Origin of the sequence: Mycobacterium sp. TY815 (assembly GCF_030755135.1) — a bacterium.
In the GTDB taxonomy this organism is placed as follows: Bacteria; Actinomycetota; Actinomycetes; order Mycobacteriales; family Mycobacteriaceae; genus Mycobacterium.
The window spans coordinates 60,025-80,852 of record NZ_JAUFRX010000007.1 but is presented as its reverse complement, the minus strand read 5'-3'; the positions used below and the strand labels follow the sequence as shown (position 1 = coordinate 80,852).

The 20,828-nt window shown below is 62.2% G+C and carries 14 protein-coding genes, 1 pseudogene and 1 other annotated feature; of the genes and pseudogenes, 10 read left to right on the top strand and 5 right to left on the bottom strand.

The window, feature by feature from the left end:
* From QXK92_RS33240 to QXK92_RS33230, 3 genes and pseudogenes are all read left to right on the top strand, one after another.
* A pseudogene (locus tag QXK92_RS33240) lies at positions 1 to 617 on the top strand (site-specific DNA-methyltransferase); the annotation flags it as partial.
* A 5-nt stretch (positions 618 to 622) separates the two neighbouring features.
* Positions 623 to 3,703: a type III restriction-modification system endonuclease gene (locus QXK92_RS33235; protein WP_079615608.1), complete on the top strand. Its 3,081-nt coding sequence runs from the start codon at positions 623 to 625 to the stop codon at positions 3,701 to 3,703.
* A gap of 494 nt (positions 3,704 to 4,197) precedes the next feature.
* Positions 4,198 to 5,025: a hypothetical protein gene (locus tag QXK92_RS33230; protein ID WP_306239637.1), complete on the top strand. Its 828-nt coding sequence runs from the start codon at positions 4,198 to 4,200 to the stop codon at positions 5,023 to 5,025.
* A gap of 349 nt (positions 5,026 to 5,374) precedes the next feature.
* On the opposite strand, the gene QXK92_RS33225 is transcribed toward QXK92_RS33230, so the two are convergent.
* The gene (locus QXK92_RS33225; protein WP_165746009.1) at positions 5,375 to 6,415 is read right to left on the bottom strand and encodes a DUF4268 domain-containing protein; all 1,041 of its coding nucleotides are present in this window, start codon (positions 6,413 to 6,415) and stop codon (positions 5,375 to 5,377) included.
* 67 nt (positions 6,416 to 6,482) lie between these two features.
* Between QXK92_RS33225 and QXK92_RS33220 the strand changes: the two genes are divergently transcribed.
* Complete coding sequence (locus QXK92_RS33220; RefSeq protein ID WP_079615624.1) at positions 6,483 to 7,550, top strand: hypothetical protein; 1,068 nt, start codon at positions 6,483 to 6,485, stop codon at positions 7,548 to 7,550.
* A gap of 270 nt (positions 7,551 to 7,820) precedes the next feature.
* On the opposite strand, the gene QXK92_RS33215 is transcribed toward QXK92_RS33220, so the two are convergent.
* From QXK92_RS33215 to QXK92_RS33205, 3 genes are all read right to left on the bottom strand, one after another.
* Entirely contained in the window at positions 7,821 to 9,038 is a 1,218-nt protein-coding gene (locus QXK92_RS33215; RefSeq protein WP_306248977.1) for a hypothetical protein, read from the bottom strand.
* A gap of 235 nt (positions 9,039 to 9,273) precedes the next feature.
* The gene (locus tag QXK92_RS33210) at positions 9,274 to 12,621 is read right to left on the bottom strand and encodes a hypothetical protein (protein WP_306248975.1); all 3,348 of its coding nucleotides are present in this window, start codon (positions 12,619 to 12,621) and stop codon (positions 9,274 to 9,276) included.
* Between the two features lie 433 nt (positions 12,622 to 13,054).
* Positions 13,055 to 13,300, bottom strand: a complete 246-nt coding sequence (locus QXK92_RS33205) for a hypothetical protein (RefSeq protein ID WP_306248973.1) — start codon at positions 13,298 to 13,300, stop codon at positions 13,055 to 13,057.
* Between the two features lie 147 nt (positions 13,301 to 13,447).
* Between QXK92_RS33205 and QXK92_RS33200 the strand changes: the two genes are divergently transcribed.
* Positions 13,448 to 14,709 (top strand): IS3 family transposase gene (locus tag QXK92_RS33200; RefSeq protein WP_306248790.1). Its coding sequence is split into 2 segments (ribosomal slippage): positions 13,448 to 13,757 and positions 13,757 to 14,709, totalling 1,263 coding nucleotides; the frame shifts between segments, so codons are not numbered across the junction.
* Positions 13,747 to 13,878 (top strand) — a sequence feature (AL1L pseudoknot). It overlaps the preceding gene by 132 nt.
* Entirely contained in the window at positions 14,706 to 16,232 is a 1,527-nt protein-coding gene (locus QXK92_RS33195) for an IS1380 family transposase (RefSeq protein WP_371934637.1), read from the top strand. Before QXK92_RS33200 ends, QXK92_RS33195 begins: the two co-directional genes overlap by 4 nt.
* A gap of 252 nt (positions 16,233 to 16,484) precedes the next feature.
* Here the strand turns inward: QXK92_RS33195 and QXK92_RS33190 are convergent, their stop codons facing one another.
* Positions 16,485 to 16,694 (bottom strand): hypothetical protein, encoded by a 210-nt coding sequence (locus tag QXK92_RS33190; RefSeq protein ID WP_306248969.1) that lies wholly within the window; start codon positions 16,692 to 16,694, stop codon positions 16,485 to 16,487.
* A 397-nt stretch (positions 16,695 to 17,091) separates the two neighbouring features.
* Between QXK92_RS33190 and QXK92_RS33185 the strand changes: the two genes are divergently transcribed.
* From QXK92_RS33185 to QXK92_RS33170, 4 genes are all read left to right on the top strand, one after another.
* The gene (locus QXK92_RS33185) at positions 17,092 to 17,784 is read left to right on the top strand and encodes an ATP-binding cassette domain-containing protein (protein WP_306248967.1); all 693 of its coding nucleotides are present in this window, start codon (positions 17,092 to 17,094) and stop codon (positions 17,782 to 17,784) included.
* Positions 17,785 to 17,859: 75 nt separating this feature from the next.
* Complete coding sequence (locus QXK92_RS33180; RefSeq protein WP_256100816.1) at positions 17,860 to 18,156, top strand: DUF1490 family protein; 297 nt, start codon at positions 17,860 to 17,862, stop codon at positions 18,154 to 18,156.
* A gap of 643 nt (positions 18,157 to 18,799) precedes the next feature.
* The gene (gene fetB, locus QXK92_RS33175; protein WP_306248989.1) at positions 18,800 to 19,594 is read left to right on the top strand and encodes an iron export ABC transporter permease subunit FetB; all 795 of its coding nucleotides are present in this window, start codon (positions 18,800 to 18,802) and stop codon (positions 19,592 to 19,594) included.
* Between the two features lie 133 nt (positions 19,595 to 19,727).
* On the top strand, positions 19,728 to 20,759 hold the full coding sequence (locus tag QXK92_RS33170) for an LmeA family phospholipid-binding protein (RefSeq protein WP_371934636.1): 1,032 nt from the start codon (positions 19,728 to 19,730) through the stop codon (positions 20,757 to 20,759).
* The last annotated feature ends 69 nt before the right edge of the window (positions 20,760 to 20,828 follow it).

The following is a 20,828-nucleotide window of genomic DNA, read 5'->3' as shown; positions in this document are numbered from 1 at the left end:
CCGGAACCATGGCGCACGCGGTGCTTGCGAAGAATTCGGAAGATGGGGGCTCGCGTCGATTCATCGTGATACAGCTTGACGAGACTCCGGACCCGAAGTCGGAAGCGGCGAAACAGGGCTACCAGACGATTGCTGCTCTCTGCAGAGAGCGCATCCGGCGAGCTGGTAGGAGAGTGGTCGACGACGCCGGTCTGGGTGCAAATGAATTAGACGTCGGCTTCCGGGCTCTCAGAGTTGACACGACGAACATGGCGGCTGTCTGGCGAACACCGGACCAGACTGACCAGCAGGCGCTGCCGTCGATGGAAGACAGCCTGAAGCCTGGTCGCTCCGCCGAGGATCTGCTTTTCCAGGTGTTGCTCGACTGGGGTCTCGAACTGACGATGCCCATCGGTGTGGAGAAGCTCGAGGGCCATGAGGTCTACTTCGTCGAGGACGACGCTCTCATCGCGTGTTTCGATTCGGTTCTGAGCCATGAGTTGGTGCGGGCCATCGCGCAGCGTGGGCCGCTGCGGGCTGTGTTCCGCGATTCTGGCTTCGCCTCTGACGACGCTCGGATCAATGCGGAACAGATCTTCCGTGAGATCTCCCCGGCGACGGATGTGAAGGCCATCTGACACTGATGAAGCTTCAGTTCAAGATTCAGCAGTATCAGACCGATGCCGTGGACGCGATTGTCGAAGCCTTCGCTGGGCAGCCAAAGCATGATGGTGTCTCTTATCGGATCGACCCGGGCAGTGCGAAGCCGGCCACGGCCCCGATGCTCTTTGACCCGAGCGCGACCTCCGACTCGGGCCTGCGCAATGCCGAGATCGCGTTGACACCAGCGCAGTGGCTAGAGAATGTTCAGCGAGTTCAACGGTCGCGAAACCTGCCGCTGTCGGACAAGCTGGTGGACAGCAAGGCCGCTCCGGGTGCTCCGAATCTCGACGTCGAGATGGAAACCGGTACCGGTAAGACCTACGTGTACATCAAGACGATGATGGAACTGCACAAGCGGTACGGCTGGTCGAAATTCATCATCGTCGTCCCGTCGGTCGCGATTCGCGAGGGTGTGAAGAAGTCAATCGATTTGACGGCCGAGCACTTCCAGCAGATGTACGGCACTAAGCCTCGGTCTTTCATCTACAACTCATCCCAGCTGCATGAGTTGGAGCGGTTCAGCTCGGATGCCGGGGTGCAGGTGATGATCATCAACATCCAGGCGTTCAATTCGACGAGCAAGGATAACCGCCGCATCTACGACGAACTCGACGACTTCCAGTCGCGGCGTCCCATCGATGTCATCAGTGCAAACCGTCCCATCGTGATCATTGACGAACCGCAAAAGATCAGTGCGCCAAAGTCATTGGAAGCACTGTCGCGGTTCAATGCGCTTATGGTGCTGCGCTACTCGGCCACTCACAAGATCGAGCACACCAAAGTTCACCGCCTCGACGCGCTCGATGCGTACAACCAGAAGTTGGTCAAGAAGATCGCGGTGCGAGGCATCACCGTGAAGGGACTGGCCGGCACGACGGCTTACCTGTACCTCGATGCAATCGAGATCGCTAAGGGCGCAAAACCGCGGGCTCGCGTGGAGATCGAGGTACAGACCAAAGGTGGGCCGATCAGTCGCCAGGTCAAGCGCCTCGACGTGGGCGCCCACCTCCACGACATCTCCAATGGCATCGAGGCGTACAAGGACCTCTTCATTACCGACATCGACGCCAACCGCGACTTCATCGAACTCAGCAACGGTGATGTGGTCATCGCTGGACAGCTCTCCGACCGTGACGTCACCGAAGAAGCCAAGCGCCGCATTCAGATCCGGGAGGTGATTAGGGCTCACCTCGATAAGGAACGGGAGCTGTTCGCCCAAGGCGTTAAGGTGTTGTCGCTGTTCTTCATTGATGAGGTTGCGAAGTACCGCGATTACGACCGCGAGGACACGCTCGGCGACTATGCCCGGATCTTCGAGGAGGAGTACGCCGCGATCGTCGATGAGATTCTCGGCGAGCTCGAACTCGACATCGCAGCCGCGGCATACCGGGCGTATCTTCGCCGCGACGACGTGCATGCCGTGCACGAGGGCTACTTCTCGATCGACAAGAAGACCAGGCATGCGGTCGACGGGCCAGTGCACACGACAGGTGACGAGAAGGGCCAATCCAAGGACGTCGACGCCTACGACCTGATCCTCAAGGACAAGGAGCGGCTGCTATCGCTGGCCGAGCCCGTTCGCTTCATCTTTTCCCACTCCGCCCTTCGGGAAGGCTGGGACAACCCCAACGTCTTCGTGATGGGCATGCTCAAGAAAAGCGATAACACCGTATCTCGGCGGCAAGAGATCGGCCGCGGCCTGCGCTTGGCCGTCGACCAACATGGCGAACGCATGGACAACCCCGTTACGGTTCACGACATCAACGAGCTGACGGTCGTGACCGATGAGTCCTACACCGACTTCGTCGCCGGGTTGCAAAAGGAAATCTCCGACTCGCTGGCTGCGCGGCCACGCAAGGCAAGCGTGAAGTTCTTCACCGGCAAGACCATTCAGACTGAAGACGGCGAGTCGCTAGTCGAGGAAGCCCTTGCGCAGGCTCTCTATAAGTACTTGATCAAGAATGACTACCTGAACGACGATGACACGCTCTCCGACGAGTACAAGGCAGCGACAGAGGCTGGCACGCTGGCAGAGCCGGCATCAGAGATCCTGAAACCGATGCTCAAGTTTCTCTTGCCCTTGGTCGACTCGCTCAATATCGACGTCCCGGCCCCGACGGACGACCGCAAGCCCAAGAAGATCCCGCTCAATGAGGCCAACTTCGCCAAGAAAGAGTTCCAGGCCCTATGGCGCCGGATCAACCACAAGGCCGTCTATCAGGTCGAGTTCGACTCATCCGAGCTCGTCACCAAGTGCATTCATGCACTCGACAAGCATCTCAAGGTCGCCGCGATGCAATACGTTGTCCAAGCTGGCACGCAGCGCGACGCCCTCGAAGCCGACGACCTCACCAGCGGTGCCGGGTTCGACGTATCCAGCACCACAACCCACACCGCGACGGTGTCGGCCGCGTCCCAGGTCAAATACGACCTACTCGGTGAAATCACCGAAAAAACTCAGCTCACCCGTCGTACCGCGGCGGCAATCCTCAGCGGAGTCACACCGGAGACGTTCGCCAAGTTCCGGCTCAATCCGGAGCAGTTCATCACCGAGGCCGTCCGACTCATCAACGAGCAGAAGGCAACAGCGATCGTCGAGCACCTGACCTACGACGCGCTCGAAGACCGGTTCGACACAGCGATTTTCACAGAGAACCAGACCAAGCAGGACCTCACCCACGCCGGCAACAAGCTGACGAAGCACATCTACGACTACGTCGTCACGGACTCGAAAGTGGAGCGCGACTTTGTCACCGAGCTCGACACCAGTCAGGAGGTTGCCGTCTACGCGAAGCTTCCACGCGGGTTCTTCATCCCGACCCCCGTAGGTGACTACAACCCAGACTGGGCCATCGCGTTCACCGAGGGAACCGTCAAACACATCTACTTCGTCGCCGAGACCAAAGGCTCCCTCTCGTCTCTTCAGCTCAAAGGAGTCGAGGACGCGAAGATCGAATGCGCCCGGAAGTTCTTCGCATCGCTCAACGAGAAGAACGGCGAGAACGTCAAGTACGAGGTCGTCACGGACTACACCGAGCTGATGCAGCTCGTAACGGCGTGAGCGTAAGACGGACGAGAAGCTGTAATCCAGAGCGTTGTCCAGGAATCCGGGTCCTCTCTACCCACGTAGACTCGTCGTCCGCGATTCGGCTTCCTGCAACATCACATATTGGCGGCACCTCTTAGATGACGATGGGAGGTTGTGAATCGATGAGCCGAGAGCACTTCTGGGACTCCACAGAAGGCGCTGAGTGCCGCGCTATGTGGCGCGAGCTAACAACCGCCCGAGGCGGTGTTGCAATCAAACCGAAAGCCAAGGGGTCAGGTGGGGTTGCCCAGGAGCGAGCGTTGATCGTGGCCGCCGCAGATGAATGGGAGCGTGCCTATCGCGGTGGTGGTTGGCCGCGACCGAGGGCCGACGTTGCTCTCGATGTGTGGGCGGTCGCCAGCAGGAACGCGCCGCAGCCGCAAAATTTCGCCAAACGGTTACTTGATCAACTCGGATCCCACGCGAAAGGTAAACCGATTGTCTACCAGGATGATCGGCAAGTCAGCATGCTCTATGTCCGGGTCGACGAGTTCCCCGACGTCGAACCACAGATCTATTTCGCGGCGCAGCGCTCGGCGGTAATCCGCGACGAGATGCGCCGCATGCCAGACGACGATGACTTTGACGAGGTGCATCGGGATCAGCAGCTCGACCTCGACTTCCGGATGGAGTCCGCCGATGAAGCGATCGCCGACTGGCGCAACGACACCTCAGAATTGGGCCAGAAGCTCTACGCCATGGCGAAACGCAGCAAGCGCTTCGATCTCCAAGATAGCGTTCTGAAGACGACCGATTACCTGGCGCGTTCCCTCGTCCACAGCTACGCCGCCGTGCCGCCGCGATGCCCGCACCAGTTCCTGGAACTGACCGCCGAAGCGTTGGACAGGTTGGCGTTCATGCCGTATGGGTTCAACCTAGGCCAGCTGCCATCGCGGCCAGGGGAGACCGAGGCGTTCAAAGAGTCGGTGCACACTTTGGTGGCTGACCGGATGGCGCGATATCCCTACCTATATCCGCCGGACATGCCAGTCGGAGTAACGGCGTTCTTCGTTCCTAGCTCCTCGGGCAAGGACCTCGACAACATCTTCCGCCAGCTCGTCGTGCCTGCCCTTGTCGAACATTGTCACTTCCCCCGCGAACTTCGACACCCGTATGCGATGTCCGAGGATGGCGCCGGCAGTGGCGCCACGACATTGCCGCACATCGCATTCGTCGAAGGCATCGCACTCAAGGGTGTTCCGCGGCCACCAGGCACAGTCGTGATCGCGTTGTCCGGTGGCCAACGCTACGAGAGTTGGTGGCAGATGGCCCTGGATCGAGACCGCCGGTTCTGAGTGCAATGATTAGGAAAGGAACGCCGTCCGCCGATGTCGCTGCAAGCCGGCCGTTCTCCACCATTCGATGTTCTGGCCAGAACAGCGCCACCCGTTGTCTATCCGCAGCTGCTTCGACGGCAGACCCGCGGCCGCGAGGGCATCCCCGAGTTCAATCGCCAGGCGATCGCGGCGGTGAGCGAGCGTCCGCCACGCCGAGCAGCGAGCGCTTCCGAGCACGGCGCCGGGTCATCAGCATCACACGAGCATGCCGCGTAAGGCGTACCGGCGATGTCGGTGCCGGGTGGTAGGCATTTGTCATCAACAGAGGAACCTTGTATGAGCTTGTGTAGCAACGAAACAAGGCGGCTCATGCTGGGATGCCTCCTGCAGTTTCGACAGCCTTGCGCAGTCTGCGCTGGGCGTCGATGAACCATGCGATGTAGCGCGGCCAGTCGTCACGGTTCTCGATCGAGCCGTCGGCGTAATCGACGATCTTCTTGATGTTTCGGCCCTGCTGGGATTCGAACGCAAGCTCCGATCCGTAAACCCCATTGATGGTGTCTCGCAATCCATGGAGCAGGTTGAATCGGCGGTCGTTGATGTCGGGCTTGTCGCTGTCGAACGCCAGCTCGGATCGTATTCGGGCTGAAAATCCGAACCCGACACCGTAGACCGTGCCATCCGAGCCAGCGGGAAGTCCAAACCAATTGCCGGCGTTTGACTTTGCGCTCGTCCACGTGTCAAGCCCGGCATCGCTCAGCGCTGCGCGGAACTGGCCCCAGAACTCTTTGTACAGCACTTGCTTCGTGGATTGCGCCTGGACAGTCGTACGCGCCGCCTTCTCCCAATCATTCGGCATGACGACGACACGGAAGTGCGGCGCAGGTAACGAGTCACCGATCCGCACAGCGGACACCTCGACACCGAAGAACCGCGTCGCGGTGCTCGTTCGTTCGTTGAGCCATTCCAGGGCGGCGCGATGCTCGTCGTTGAATTTCTCGGTCAGCCACACGACATTGGCGGCGTCGGTGCCGCTCGCATAGGTGAGCAATTGGCCGAGGTGGTAGTGATCCGACTCCCCAAACTGGTTCTCGATGATCACGACATGTCCGTCGCCGTCGGATCCGAGTAGGTCGAGCCGGTATCGGCCAACGGGGTGCTCGGCGGCGGTGATGCTCAGAGTCATCCCCAACGCCTCGGCGAGCACATCAGCGTTCCTGAGCAACCAGGGGGTGAAGTCGAGGGCCTCGTGCGACCAAACATCGCGCATCGGGACGCGGTCCAGACGCCCGATCTTCCAATCATTCCCGTTTGGCGCGAGTAGTGCCTCGTCGTCGTCGAAGCCGTCGTTCTCCTCGATCATCACCAGCGCAGCGTACGTCCTGGCGGCGACGGATTTGGCCCGCACGCGCAAACGAAAGTGTCCGTGCCCAGCGATACCGTGAGTCAGGTGGAACAGGGTCCTGGGAGGCATGATGAGCGCGAGCCAGTATCGCCGGCAGCTCGAACGGAAGCGAAGTCAGCGGGTCGAGGCCGAGAAGAAGGCTGGCGAGTATCGGAGCAAGGAGTCGAAGAAACGGGCCGAGGCCGATAAGGCTCGGCAGGCTGCGGCGAAGACCAAGAGCGAGTCGACGGCCAAGAGCAAACTCCGCGAGGCCGAGCGCCGCGACGGCGAGGCAGCGGCTGCTGGCAAGGAAGCTCGCCGGTGGCAGACGAAGGCATCGGGTTACGCGAAAGACGAGTCAGCGTTGATAGCCAGGCTCGCCCGCGCCGAACAGTCTGAGGCAGATGCTGCCGAGCGGCGGCAGAAGCGGGATCAGCAGCAGGCTGACCGGCGGGCCACGGCGGAGCGCGCAGCACTGGACTCGAGGATCGTCAGCGCCGAATCGGCTGTCGCGCATGCGGTTCGTCAGTTGCGGTCACCCAAGTCGGAGAAACTCCGCGTGTTGATCCTTGGGGCTTCCTCTGCCGGCGAGTTGCGGGTAGGGCGCGAACAGAAGCGCATCCGCGCAGCTGTGGAATCCGCACTGCATCGCGATCTCATCGAGCTCGACGTGCGCCCGGCTGCAACGACCAACGATTTACTCGACGGGATCACGAAGTTTCGCCCCCACGTGGTGCACTTCTCTGGGCACAGCAACGAGGACCTTGTCGTCTTCGAGGACGAGCACGACGACCCACATGACGGGGTGATCGTGACTGCTCGTGCTTTTGCAAAGGCGATCGCAGCGACCGATGCCCCGCCGATGCTGGTGCTGCTAAACGCCTGCAAGTCTGCAGCTCAGATCGATGGCCTTGTTGCAGAAGTCGTTCCGTTCGCGATCGGGATGGCTGGCAGCATCGACGACGGCGACGCGATCAACTACGCCGCCCAGTTCTACGCCGCCATTGCCAATGGCCAATCGATCAAATCCTCGCATCTGTCGGGCCAGGCAGCGCTGGAGCTGGCCGGGCTTGACGGAGCAGACCTCCCAACACTCGCGTGGTCAGAGCACGTCGACCCGGCAACGACCATCCTGGTGAAGCCCCCAGAGTCCGACTGATGCCTTCATCGCACTCGGGTACTACGAACGGGCAATGCTCCAGAGATACGCTGGTTCCCGTGAGTAGAGGTGCGAAAACTCCGAAGTCCGAGACTCAGAAGTCGCGGGCGCACGAGAAGAATGCTCTGGGATCAAAGCCATCCGGCAAGAACATCGAGGCCCCCCAAAAACGAGCGTACCGGCCTGCTGCTGACGGGCCTGCAATCCCGGATGCATCTGCGATTCTGGCTGGTGAGACGTTCCGGTCGCGAAAGCCGAGCGAGTGGAAGGTTAAGCCCAACCGCCGGAAGCACTGAAGCATGTAGCGGCTGCTTCCTGACGAGCTGGCCGGTGGTGTGTCCGAGGGTCTCGTGAGACATTGAAATTTCGCATAAAGGCCGGGTCCAACACGTGCACGCTGGGGTCGGCTAGGCCAAGCGGAAGGCCTAGCTCCACGCGCAAAGCGCAGTCAACCGCGTCGACCATGTAACGAACAACTTCGGCCGGTGTGTACCAGACCCCGAGCTCGCGGCGGAGTTCAGGATCGTAAGCCTGCAGGAATGGTTCGTAGAAATATTGCACGGCCTCGGCAGCCTCAAACCGCTTGAAGAATAGGTTGCGATCTACACGGGCGAGAACGTCGTCGGTCCAGTCGAGCACTTCGTCCAAGCCGGCCGGCAGGTTCGCGGGGGTGGCGAGTTGTTGGAATAGCACGCGGACCATCGGAACCGATAAGGTCCATTGCGCCTGCCGCCACGTGAAGCGTTGCGGCGCTGGGTTTGGGTTCTGCTCTGACCAGAAGACCCATGCGGCGAAGACACCGTAGAACAGTGTTTGCACGAGCGCCGAGCGAAAGAAGTGCTCGCCGTCTTCGTCGTCGAAGCTCAAGCCGAGCGCTTGCTCCAACGCTGATCGCAATGTTGCGAGGGTCTGCATATCGCCGACCTCCTCGACTCGCTTGAGCGCGGTGCGGGCATAGGCGGCGAGAAACCATGCGAGATCGGCTGGGTTGCTCAAAGGTGCGTCGCCACTTAGTGCACGTTTGAGGTAATCAGCGAAGTCGGCACCAACATTTTCTTCGGCGGCCCTGGGGTCGAGCGACCAGAAGGAGCCCTCGTCGGTGGCGAGGGTGAAACGCTCGCCGGCCTGTACGTTCCCGTTCGAATCCAGGCGAACGATCAGGAAGTCCCGGTATGTGCAAACTAAGACTTTGCCGTAACGCGCAAGGTATCGCTTGACCTGGGCTCGGCCGGCGACTTGCGAGACGTCCTCCGCGGCACCTTTGACCTCCATCACGCCCCGTTCAGGAGCACGGGCGAGCAGCGCGGATTCACCGGCGTCGGCTACGGCTTGACGGGCAATGAAGAGGCCGCCGTCGGGCACACCAGCGCCACGATTTCTAGTGGTCAGCACACATGTGACCGACGGCGATAGCGTCGCGCCAGCCTCGTTGAGCAGTCGCTCGAGCTGACCGTAATAGGACGTTTCTGGGACGGCCTCACCCGTCAAGTGGATTCTTTGTAGGCCTTCCAGATAGGTACGTAGGCCAGCCACGCCCAGCATCGTATTGCCAGGCGTAGGCAGAATTGGGTAGTTGGGCCATTACACGCCGAGTCCCACTTCCGGGGAAGGACCCCGGAGCGGATCGGCCTCCGGACGTTGAATCGTGGTCAACCCGTGGAGGCGGACTACAGCGGCATGAGCGCACGCGGGTGAGCGTGTCGTGATGGCGACGCTGAAAGTCCTAGGCGAACCACGCGTCGGCGTGCGCGGTGGCCGCCAGCGTTGAGGCCTTCGAGGCGAGCCGGGTTCCGATCTTCTCGGCGGCTCGCTGTGCGAGATCGCCTGGCCACTGGTCAGGGTCGCGAAGGATCTCCCTGGCCAACTCAAAACTGGGCGCACCGAGCTTGATATCACTGGCCCACCCGCCCAGGGGGAGCAGTGAGCGACTGTGCTTGAGCTGCCCGGCTTTCACCGTGGTGCGCGACCCGACCGCGCGCAGTAACTGCCGCATGTCACCCATGCCCGGTTGCAGTAACGACTCGAAGCTCGTTTCCAACCGCCGATCTGCCCACTCGACGGTCGCCTCGGTCCCCACCACCCGGATCAGCCAGAGCAGCCGCGGGCCCACCTCAACTTGTCGAAGCCGCAGCGGCTCGGCAAAGACGAGTTCGCGGGCCGCCGACGACTTCGTGAACCACCCGAGCGCATAGCGAAGTGCAGCATAGTGTTTGGGCGAAAGGGCTGACACGACCTCGTTGAGGTGTGGTGCCAGGTCCAAGACGGCTTGCGGACGCGCGATGCTCAGCAGCGAGAACACCCAGTGCCGTCGGTCCAAATCGGACTCGCGCGACGTGAGCGACTGTTGCCACCACTGTGCGTCCTTTTTGTGCGATCGCGCGTCATGTTCCCACGAGGCCGCTGCGGCCAGTATTGGCTCCTCGGAGCCTGCGCGATCGGCCACCGTCTGCAGGTCCAGGTCGGCCGGAACGGTGGCAATCGCTTGTCGCAATACCCAGCCGTCTCCCCATGTCTGTGCGATTCTCTTCAGCCGGTTGAACCAGTCGGTGGCCGTCGCTTCGGAGAGCGGTTTCTCCGAGAGGTAGTTCGACAACTCGGTAATCTCGCCGAGCATCACATCACCGGTGTGGCCCCGCTGCCGGATCCGTGTCCGGCGTGCTCGCTGGTGAGCGGTGTGAGCGTGTGGTCGCAGTTGCGCCTTGGCCGCGCACTCCACCAAGAGGGCGACTGACGTCGTATGAATCGGGACGATGATATCCGCGGCGCCATCATTGATCTCGGACTTGCAGAGCGCGATGATGGCGCCATGACGTCCGTTGTAGCCACCTTGGTGTAGCAGCGCGGCCAGCCACACCGTGTCGGGGCTCAGCGCTGCCAATGTCGCTGCGAGCGTGTCGCTTTCCGGATCACTGAGATCCCCTAGAACACCCAATTCGGCGGCGGTCTGTAGCCACTCCGGGGTAAGTGCGGACTGCGCCCACCACCACTGATGCAGGTCGTCGCGGGTGCAGTGTCGGCGCAGCAACTCGGCGAGTGCCGATCGCTTCTCGGTCGACACCTGCTGGCCAAGGCGTGCTTTGAGGTGCCGCACGGCCTGTGATTGACCGGCTCGTTCGGAGAACTGCAGGTGCGGGCCGTTGACGTCGAGCAGTCCGTCTCCGGCCAGGATCACCCCGGGGCCCTCCAACACGAAGTCCACGACTTCTTGGATCGGTTCATCGGCTTGCCCGACATAGGTTCGGTCATCGAGGAACTGCGCGGCCATCGAGCGCAGCATCGGATGCAGAGCGAGATCGGTTGCCCCTGTGCTCAACTGCCGTAGGTTCTGGCGGATCCCACGCACTTCGACCTTGGAGAACATCCCCACGAAAAACCGGCAGACGTTGGACCAATAGGGGCGTTGCAGCAGCGCATCCAGGCAGTCGTCGCGTGAATTACCGATCCCCTTGGGGGGAGCATTCTGGAAAATGTAGAGCGCAGTGAAGTATTCGCGCAGCGACTGAACCTCGAACTGAAAGCGGTCGGTCTCTCGTTCGACCAGACACAGCACGCGGGTGGAGATGGCTGAGAACAGCTGCTCGGCGAACTGCTGGCCGTACTCTTGGCCTTCAAGATGCTCGCGCAGCACTTTGCGTAAGTCGGTGCGGGAGATCGAGCCGGCGCCGGTGCCCTCTTCTGCCCTGGTCTGCATGTACCAGCCCAGGTACGCGTGAACACTCACAATGGTAGCTCGCTGGTCGGCGAGCAGGGGTTCCTTCTCGGCGGTCTGCTCGCGATCCAAGAAGGTCTTCAGATACTCCGCGTAAAGCTCCGTGCGCTGCTGGGGAAGCAGCTGACGGCGATACAGAAGATGCAACAGGATGGCCAGTTGCATTGGATAGGAGGCTAATTCGCGGATATGCGGCACATGCTGGTTGTCCATGAAGGTCGCCTGCAGTTTGTCGGTGGCCTCCTCGCTGAGCCCGGCGACTACCGACCACTTCCTCAGGTACTGGATACGCAAACCCTGGGAGAGCCGCTGCAAAGTGAATCGCGGGAAGTCGCGCGAGGACCACAACCGCGACGTCGCCCCCGGCCGCGTGGCGACGATGACGACCAGATCACGCGCGTCGACCTTCAGGCGCGCGTGCATCTCGACGATCTCGTCGCTGACGTGCAAGCGTTGGTCGATGTTGGCGACCTCGTCGAGGCCGTCGAGGGCGATCAGCACGGGTTCGGTCGATACCAACGCGGCCAGATCCTCCAGAGAGAAGTCGTGCCCGCCGCTGCCCTTCTTCACCTCGGCCACGGTGTACTGCTCGATGCTGCGCCAGACCTGGCTGGCAGGGGGTTTGCCCTTTTTGGTTTTGACGGCAGCCGCCTTGGCGGTTGCCCATTGGGCGTAGCGCCGTAGATCCAGTCGGATTGCCACCCGGGCCGTCCGTGTCACCTGCGGAAGCTGCTGGTTATCGCCAGTGTAGGAGTCCTTGCCCAGCATGCGAGATCGATGGAATTGGCAGACGTATTGGAGCAGCGTGGACTTCCCCTGGCCAGGCCCACCAACCAGCAGCGCGTTCCCCCGCCAGTCAGGATGGAGCAGCCCCTGAGCAGCCCCGGCCACAACCCCATCGCCGGCGGCCGCCAGTGCCTCCAGGTCGCCGGGATGCTCCGCGGCAATCCGTTCGATGACCTCGGCGATGGCCGTGTCCGGGGAACAGGCGAAAGGAACGTCGACGAACATTGCATCAACACTGGGACCGTGGAGGTCGACCTGCTCAAACAGCACCCGGTCGTCGATCTCGTACTGGTTGCCAATGTAGAGCCGGGTGGTCGAGGTGATGCGGTCCTTGCGTTCTTGTTGTTCCTCGTGCAGAAGCTTCATCTTGAGCAAGCTCTCGACCGAGTGGGCGTCGCCGTTGTGCGCATCGATCATGGTGTGATGCGTCGGACACAACAGCATCAAGTTCTCGTACTTATCGATGTCAGCGCGGGGATAGTCCGGGTCATAGCGGGGCCCGTTCGGCCTGCCGGACCGGATATGGGCCTCCTCGCCGACGACGACCGCGAATCCTTCACCGGTTCGAACGTCCACTTCATCGACCGTCAATGCCTGCCAACACGTCGCGAAGGAACACAAGTTGTGGGCACGACCCCACAGCAGCTTGCGAGTCTGTGCACTAATAGTCACTAGACCTCGCTGTCAGCATCGAACGGGTAATCGGTCTCATCTTCTCAGAGGCGCCGACGAGGTCGGGCCAAGGTCGCTGCAGTGCGTCGCCCTGCTAACCAAGCGTTTCGCCCGCACGAACGGTCACTGTGCCCATCGCTGAAAGACCGGCGTAGGCCTTTCTCATGTTGGTCAGTTCAACGCGATGCACCTGTCCGTCATCGCGCGTTGATTGTGGACGTCGTCGAGCAAGCCGAAAGGTGCTTGCCCCAACTGGTCCACGACGCCCGCGGCGACGGCCAGGGGTTTGCAGGTGACTGGTCCAGGAGAATGATCGATGTTGGGGTAACAAACCTGGTCAGCGTTGGACCTTGTGTGGTCTCTGTCGGAGGCGTGGCATGGATGGAACACCGAGGTCGGACTGCTGTGTGGTGCGGTTGATGCGCAGTGCTTCGTCGCGTTTGTCTCGCAGAAAACGCAACGTCAGTTCGATGCCCTCGATCTCGCCTAGCCACCCCTCGGTGACTGCGCGCTCTCGTCGAGCCTGTAAATCGGTTTCGAGTTCGTTTAGCCTAGGGATCATCTTCGGGTTGATGTGCAGCATTGGGCATCTGATGCAGGCGTGTTCGTGGTTGCATGGGGTCCCGTATGGGCGGCCGCAGGATCCGAGTTCGACTTTGCGCTTGTCGAAGTGAGCTGAATCGCCCTGGAAATCCCGGAGGCTCCTGACCTTGGAAACGAGGATGCAGGTATGCCGAAGGAACAGGCGTCTGGGAAGCCCACGGCGCGTCGCTACAGCCCGGAGGAAAAGTCAGCGGCGGTGCGGATGGTGCGGACACTGCGGGCCGAGTTGGGCACCGAGCAGGGCACGGTGTCACGGGTGGCTCGCCAGCTGGGCTATGGCGTGGAGTCGGTGCGTGCCTGGGTGCGCCAGGCCGACATCGATGATGGGCATGCGCCCGGAATGTCCACAGCTGAGTCGCAGCGGGTCAAAGAACTCGAGCAGGAGATACGAGAACTTAAGCGTGCCAACGAAATACTGAAACGCGCGGCCAGTTTTTTCGGGGCGGAGCTCGACCGCCAACACAAGAAATAGTCGACTTCATCGACGCCCACCGCGAGGAGTTCGGGGTCGAGCCCATCTGCACCGTCCTGCGCTCAGCAGGGGTGTCGATGGCCCCGAGCACCTACTACGACACCAAGACTCGCGCTCCCTCGGCGCGCGCCCAACGCGACGCAGAGCTTGGGCCTGTCCTGGTAAAGCTCTGGGAGGACAACTACCGGGTATACGGGGCCCACAAGCTGTGGAAAACGGCACGTCGGGCAGGCCACGACGTCGGGCGGGATCAGGTCGCGCGGCTGATGCGGGCCGCCGGCATCGCGGGGGCGCGGCGTGGCAAACGAGTGCGCACCACCACGCCGGATCCGGCTGCGGCGCGACACCCCGATCTGGTCGGGCGCAAGTTCACGGCGATCGCGCCGAACCAGCTCTGGGTGACCGATCTGACGTTCGTGCCGACCTGGGCCGGGGTGGCCTACGTCTGTTTCATCATTGACACCTTCAGCAGGATGATCGTCGGCTGGCGAGTCGCCTCAAACATGCGCACCACGATGGTGCTCGATGCGTTGGAGATGGCACGTTGGTCACGCGGAAATCGCTTGGTGGGCTTGACATGTCACTCCGATGCTGGATCGCAGTTTACGTCTATCCGATACGGTGAGCGGCTCGCCGAGATCGGCGCGGTCCCCTCGATCGGGTCGGTCGGGGACAGCTTCGATAACGCTTTGGCGGAGACGGTGAACGGTTACTACAAGGCCGAGTTGATCTACGGCCCCGCCTGCAGCGGGCCGTGGAGGACCGTCGAGGACGTCGAGCTGGCCACCCTGGGCTGGGTCCACTGGCACAACAACAGCCGCCTCCACGGCTACCTGAACGACGTACCGCCCACCGAGTTCGAAGCCGCGTTCTACGATGCACAACGGACCGACCAACCACTAATCGGAATCCAATAGCCCGAGTCTCCGGCAGAACCAGGGCGATTCACATCGCCGCGCGGCGACGCAGGGTGACAACGCGACACGCTCGGGCGGGACGCTGGGGCGCCCAGCCGCGGCCGATGCTGAACTCGGGTTCTGTGCGCTATGAGGTCGGCGCCAATATCGATGCCACCGTCTTCGGCGGGATCGCCGCGGTGCATCGGCTGGTCACCCGGCTGGGGCTGGCCGAGCGGATCGACGAGGACCTGCAGCTGCTCAAGGTGCACCTGCCCTACCACGAGTCCGACCACGTGTTGAACCTGGCCTACAACCTGGCCTGCGGGGGCACCCGGCTCGAAGACATCGAGCGGCTGCGCCACGACAGCGCCTACATGAACGCCCTGGGTGCGCGGCTGATCCCCGACCCCACCACCGCCGGTGATTTCTGCCGCCGGTTCACCGCGGCTGATGTGGCCACGTTGATGGAGGCGATCAACACGGTGCGCCCGCAGCTGTGGGCGGGCCGAGGCCGTGAGCTGCTCGGCCCGCTCACCTATATCGATGTCGACGGCACCATCGCCCCCACCTGCGGGCAACACAAGGCCGGGATGGACATGTCCTACAAAGGCATCTGGGGCTACGCGCCGCTGATCGTGTCGCTGGCCAACACCAAGGAAGTGCTCTACCTGGTCAACCGGTCGGGCAACGCGCCCAGCCACGCCGGCGCGGCGGAATGGATCGACAAGGCCATCGGGCTGGTCGCCCCGTATGCGGCTCGGGTGTGCCTGCGCGGGGACACCGACTTCTCGTTGACCGCGCACTTCGACGACTGGTCCCAGCGGGTCGACTTCGTGTTCGGCATGGACTGCAACACCGCACTGCGCTCGCGCGCCGAAGCGTTGGACGAGACGTGCTGGACGCCCTTGCAGCGGCGCGCAGCCCCGCCGCCACGGTCTGGGCAGCGGCGCCGGCGCGAACCGAACCACAAGCGACGTATCGTCGCCGAACGCGGCTATGTCAACCTCGAACTCAACTGCGAGCACGTCGCCGAGTTCGACTACCAGCCCGGTAAATGTCGCCGACCCTACCGAGTGATTGCGCTGCGCAAAAACATCAGCAAGACCCGCGGCGAACAGGCCCTGCTCGAGGAGATCCGCTACTTCTTCTACATCACCACCCGCACCGACCTGACCCCCGCCGAGGTGGTGGTCTGCGCCAACGAGCGCTGCGACCAGGAAAACGTCATCGAGCAACTCAAAAACGGTGTCAACGCGCTGCGGGTGCCGCTCTATGACCTGGTGTCCAACTGGGCCTACATGGTCATCGCCGCCCTGGCCTGGAACATCAAGTCCTGGTTCGCGATGATGCTGCACCGCAAGGACGACCGGCGCGACTGGATCAACATGGAGTTCCGCCGCTTCACCATCCAGGTCATCCTCATCCCCGCCATGATCATCCGCCGCGCCCGCGCCATCACCATCCGGATCATCGGCTACCACCCCGCCCTGGACCGATTCCTCAGCGCCTACAACACCATTGAACGCACTCGCTTCGGCTGACACCGGCACCCGCCACTTGCTTGTGCACCCTGCCACACCCGCACACGCCGATCACCCTCCACACGCCCGAACCGCCACACCCCGCGGCGTCCTCGCGTGCCCACACCCGACAAACCCACGCAGACGCGGTAATCCGGCCAATCTCAGAGCCGCTCACGCACCCGATGACACCGGTCGACCCCCGAAACCGCCCCACCGCGGACCTGAAAACGACATCGAAATCAATCCTGCGACCCACTGACGCCAACTCGCTTATTTGAGGACTAGGGCGGCCCGTTCGGTGGCGGCGGCTTCGGCGTGCTCCTCGCGAGCCGCGGCTACAGCCGCCGACCACAGCGGATCGAGGACACGCGCAAGTGCGTCGGTGGGTACTGGTGAGATATCGCGGGCGGGCAGGTTGGTGCGCAGCCATTCGCTGGCTGCATCAGTGCTGACGCGAGCTTGTTCGCGCAGGGTCCGCACGGTGACGGGCTCTGTGTGACACCACCCAACTCTCCGGACTGCGCCGACTTTGGACTGTCTGGGGATCCCGGCGTTGCCTACGGTGATCTCGAATAAGGAGATAGAGCAGTCTCAGCGATCTCTCAGCGTGCGATACCTACGCTCAATTTACGCGGCGATCACGCCCAACAATGAGGATGGCAATCGTGGTATATCCGCACGCGGATACGCAGTGGCGGAAGGGTTTCGTTCGCGGATCGTTTCAACGCCGAGGTATGTTGACGGCCAACGCAACTCGGTGCTGCAGCGACATCAAATTCCGGTTTAGCGCAACAGCGGTGTGCAACACTGCTGCGGCCGCGCCGACAGTAGTGCCCTGCTGATGCGAATGGCGGGTTTCTGCCTAGAGCAGGTCACCGTGACCCGCGGCACGGCTCCGCTGTTGGCGGAGATCAGTGCGAACATTCCGGCTGGCTTCTGCACCGCTGTGATCGGTGCCAGCGGGGCCGGAAAGTCGACCCTGTTGCGACTGCTGAATCGGCTCGCTGAACCCACGACCGGCCGAATCATGCTCGACGGAGTGCCGCTTGCCGATATGGACGTCTTGGCTTTGAGGCGTCGGGTTGGGCTGGTGGCGCAAACCCCTGTATTGCTGACCGGCCGAGTGCTTGAGGAGGTCCGCGTCGGCCGTCAGGGCTTGTCCGAGGCCAAGGTGGCTGAGCTGCTTGGGCGTGTTGGGCTGGGGCCGAAGTTCATCGCCCGCGCGACCGGGGAGTTGTCAGGCGGGGAGGTGCAACGGGTGTGTTTGGCCCGGGCGTTGGCCGTTGAACCAGAGACGCTGCTCCTTGACGAGCCGACATCGGCGCTTGACAGCGCCTCGGCCGAGATAATCGGTGCGTTGGTGAATGACTTTGTGCGCGAGGGCGGAAGCGTTGTATTGGTCAGCCACGACCACGGCCTGATTGACAGCGTCGCCGCGCAGGTCTTACTCCTCGAGGATGGCCGTCTGGTCGCGTGCGCGCGGCCCGGCGGCATCGATACGGATTCGACTTTCAGATCGCAATCAAAACCGTCGGCGATGAGTCGCAGCGGTTGCGGTCTTACGAGGTAGCGCCAAGTGCGCCCGCTAGTAGCGATGTAGAGAACCAAGGAATTAATTGGAAAACAACGAAAGGGAGTGTCCGTGATGGTGTGGTACGGGGTCGTGACGAAGGCGGCACCAGCAGTGGTTACTGGCCTGGTCGGAGCGGTTGCGTATGACGGCTTACGCAGGGTGGCGAGGAAGCCGCTGCGAGCTGCAGCCGTGTCTGTGACGGCGTGGGGTCTACGTGCTGCCCGCGAAGCCGAGGAGGGCGCCGAGCGGGCTCGATTAGCGGTCGCCGATGTGGTCGCCGAGGCCGCGGAGAGAGTGGGAAACGAGACGTCACCGCCAACGGCTCACTCCGCAAACGACCCCGCGGAGACTGACGATGCCGTGCGCTGATGCCGACGTCCGACCGACCGTGGTTTCCGCCGCGGCAGGGCGCATGCGTGTGCACGCCGTCAGCTTCCGTCATGATGCAGAGCGGGCCGCAGCAATCGAGGAGATGGTCGTCGAGGTCGTCGGGGTGCGCGCCGTACGTGCATATCCGCGAACTGCATCCGTCGTGGTTTGGTATGCGCCCGAAGCCTGCGACACTGCTGACATCCTGTCGGCGATCGCTCGCGCTGAGCACATTGCTGCCACGTCAGCGGGCGAACGCCAGTTTCGCCATCCGGATGCTCGCAGCCGCACCAGTGTGGTGAGCAAGATCGTCGGTGGACTAGTCCGATCATTGTTGGATCCGCGGGCTGACGCGTTAGACACTCCACCGGAGATCAAGAGGCTGCATGCGGCGCTGGACCGTATCGGTGGCAATTACCTGGGGCCTGCCACCGCCGGCCATAAGGCGCCGGGCAAGGAGATTCAGCAAGAAATTCCCGGCCACTCGCGGTGGATGTGGCTGGCCCTACCGCCGGGAATCGTAGCCATCGGATTTACCGGCGTCGGCATTCGCCGGCTACTGCGGTGGACGGCGCATTTCGGGACTCATTCAGCACGATCGCCTGCGGTGCGGATCCGGCGGCCCGCATCACCCCTCTCCGCGCTGGCAACATCGGCATTGGCCGTACCGAGCTGGGGCGGGGTAGGCGTGTCACTGTTGTTAGTCACCGTAGCCGGTGCCATCGCCTATCGGCAGCGGCTGGGTCTTACGCGGGAGCTTGTCGTCTCTTGCGGGCGCGCTGCAGTGCAGCTGGTCACTGCCGGTGCCCTTCTTCGGATCTTGTTCCAGCGGACAAGTTTGCTCGGCGCCGCGGGGTGGATCATCCTGATGACGACTGTTGCAGGGCGGGTCGCGGGCCGTCGCGCTCCGGGGCTCCGGCATGCCCGGGTTTTCGCTACGGGCGGAGTTGCCGCTAGCACTGGTGTCACGCTCGCCGCTCTGCTGGCGGGGCGGGTGATTACCGCCGAGACCCGAGTGATTGTTCCGGTCGGCGGCATGATTGTCTCGTCCGCCATGCTGGCCGCCGGAGGTGCATTGCGCCGACTTGACGACGAAGTTCGCCAGTCTCGGCCGGCCATCGAGACTCGACTATCCCTTGGCCAATCCGGACGACAGGCGATTTCCCCTTATCGGCGATCCGCCCTGCGGGCCGCGCTGATTCCGGCGATCGATTCCACGAAAGTAGTTGGGCTAATCAGCCTGCCGGGTGCCATGACCGGACTGATCCTGGCCGGAACCAGTCCGCTTACCGCGATCCGGTACCAGATCGTGGTGATGTACATGCAGCTCGCTGCTATCGCGCTAGCCGCGCGCGTAACGCTCTTCCTCGCAGAAGGGTCGCTCTTCGACGACGCGTTACGCCTGAATTATGTGAATCTGCCTAATGATGCGAGCTGACCGCACCGGGTTTTGACGCTCGTTGCACGGGTCGGCAGCGTCGAATTCTTCATGCAAGCTTTCGGCTGCATCAGCCTCAGCGTCCTGTTAAACAGTGCTCACCTTGTGCACTCGATAGGGAAGGATCACCAGAGTGACGACTCCGCAGCGACCACGGAATGAAGGGCGCCCACCGGGTTGGCAGCGTCCCAGCGACCAGCGACCCCCGGCGCCCGGAAATCCGTACGGCGGCAGGCAACGTCCAATCGATCCCTGGGCCGGACGGGACCAGCAGCCGCCGGGTTCGTCACAGCCGACCGAGAGTTTCTCCCCAGGCAACGCAAGTGCACGACGGCCGAACCAGCCGCCACCCGAAAGCCCGATGCATGGTCGGTCGACGCCTGGGGCAACTCCGAAATCTGAGTCCGGCGGTGTCCCGAAGGCGAAGAAGCGCAGGCTTCGCACTCCGCTGTCCATTGCGCTGATCGTTCTTGTGACCGTCATAGCCGTATTGATCGGCGTCGAGCTGTATGCCCGCAACACCGCGAACAGCAAGATCGCCGCGGCGACGGCGTGCAAGGTGAAAGACCAGGCCACCGCGTCGTTCAATTTGACCCCGCCGGTGACGTGGCAGTATCTCACCGATCACTACACCAACATCACCATCAACACCGCGGGTAATCAGCTGCAGGACGCCAGGGGCATGAAATTGAACCTGAGCCTGACAGACGTCAAACTCGACAGCACGCCCGACTCCAAGGGCACAATCGGCGCGATCGATGCCACGATCACCTGGACGGCTGACGGCATCAAGCAGACCGTGCAGAACGCTATTCCGACAGTCGGCGAGTTCGTCACTCGAAGTGTCATCACTCACCCCACCGACAAAACCGTCGAGCTCAAAGGTGTTTTGAACCAGATTGTCGCCAAGCCGACGGTGGAGAAAGGCGGGCTACGATTGGAGATTGTCAGTTTCAATGCGGTGGGCTTCAAGTTGCCGAAAGAGTCGGTGCAGTCGTCGCTCGACGAATACACGACGGACCTGACCACGAAACTTCCGTTGGGAATCAAAGCGGACCGGGTGGGTGTGACCGACAACGGCGTCGTCGTTCACTTATCCTCACGCAACGCCACTATTCCCGCCGGCGAGACTGGCCCGAGTGATCCCTGCTTCGCAAACTTGTGAGCTAACGCCACGTTGGAATTCGAATCGCATCTCATCGAGTTCAACAGATTCTTGGCATCAGAACATTCA

What these genes read in the sequence shown, in the direction of transcription:
- QXK92_RS33235 (WP_079615608.1), top strand. Translation starts at nt 623, where the DNA reads ATGAAGCTTCAGTTCAAGATTCAGCAGTATCAGACCGATGCCGTGGAC.
- QXK92_RS33230 (WP_306239637.1), top strand. Translation starts at nt 4,198, where the DNA reads ATGCTCTATGTCCGGGTCGACGAGTTCCCCGACGTCGAACCACAGATC.
- QXK92_RS33220 (WP_079615624.1), top strand. Translation starts at nt 6,483, where the DNA reads ATGAGCGCGAGCCAGTATCGCCGGCAGCTCGAACGGAAGCGAAGTCAG.
- QXK92_RS33205 (WP_306248973.1), bottom strand. Translation starts at nt 13,300, where the DNA reads ATGCTGCACATCAACCCGAAGATGATCCCTAGGCTAAACGAACTCGAA.
- QXK92_RS33180 (WP_256100816.1), top strand. Translation starts at nt 17,860, where the DNA reads ATGGTGTGGTACGGGGTCGTGACGAAGGCGGCACCAGCAGTGGTTACT.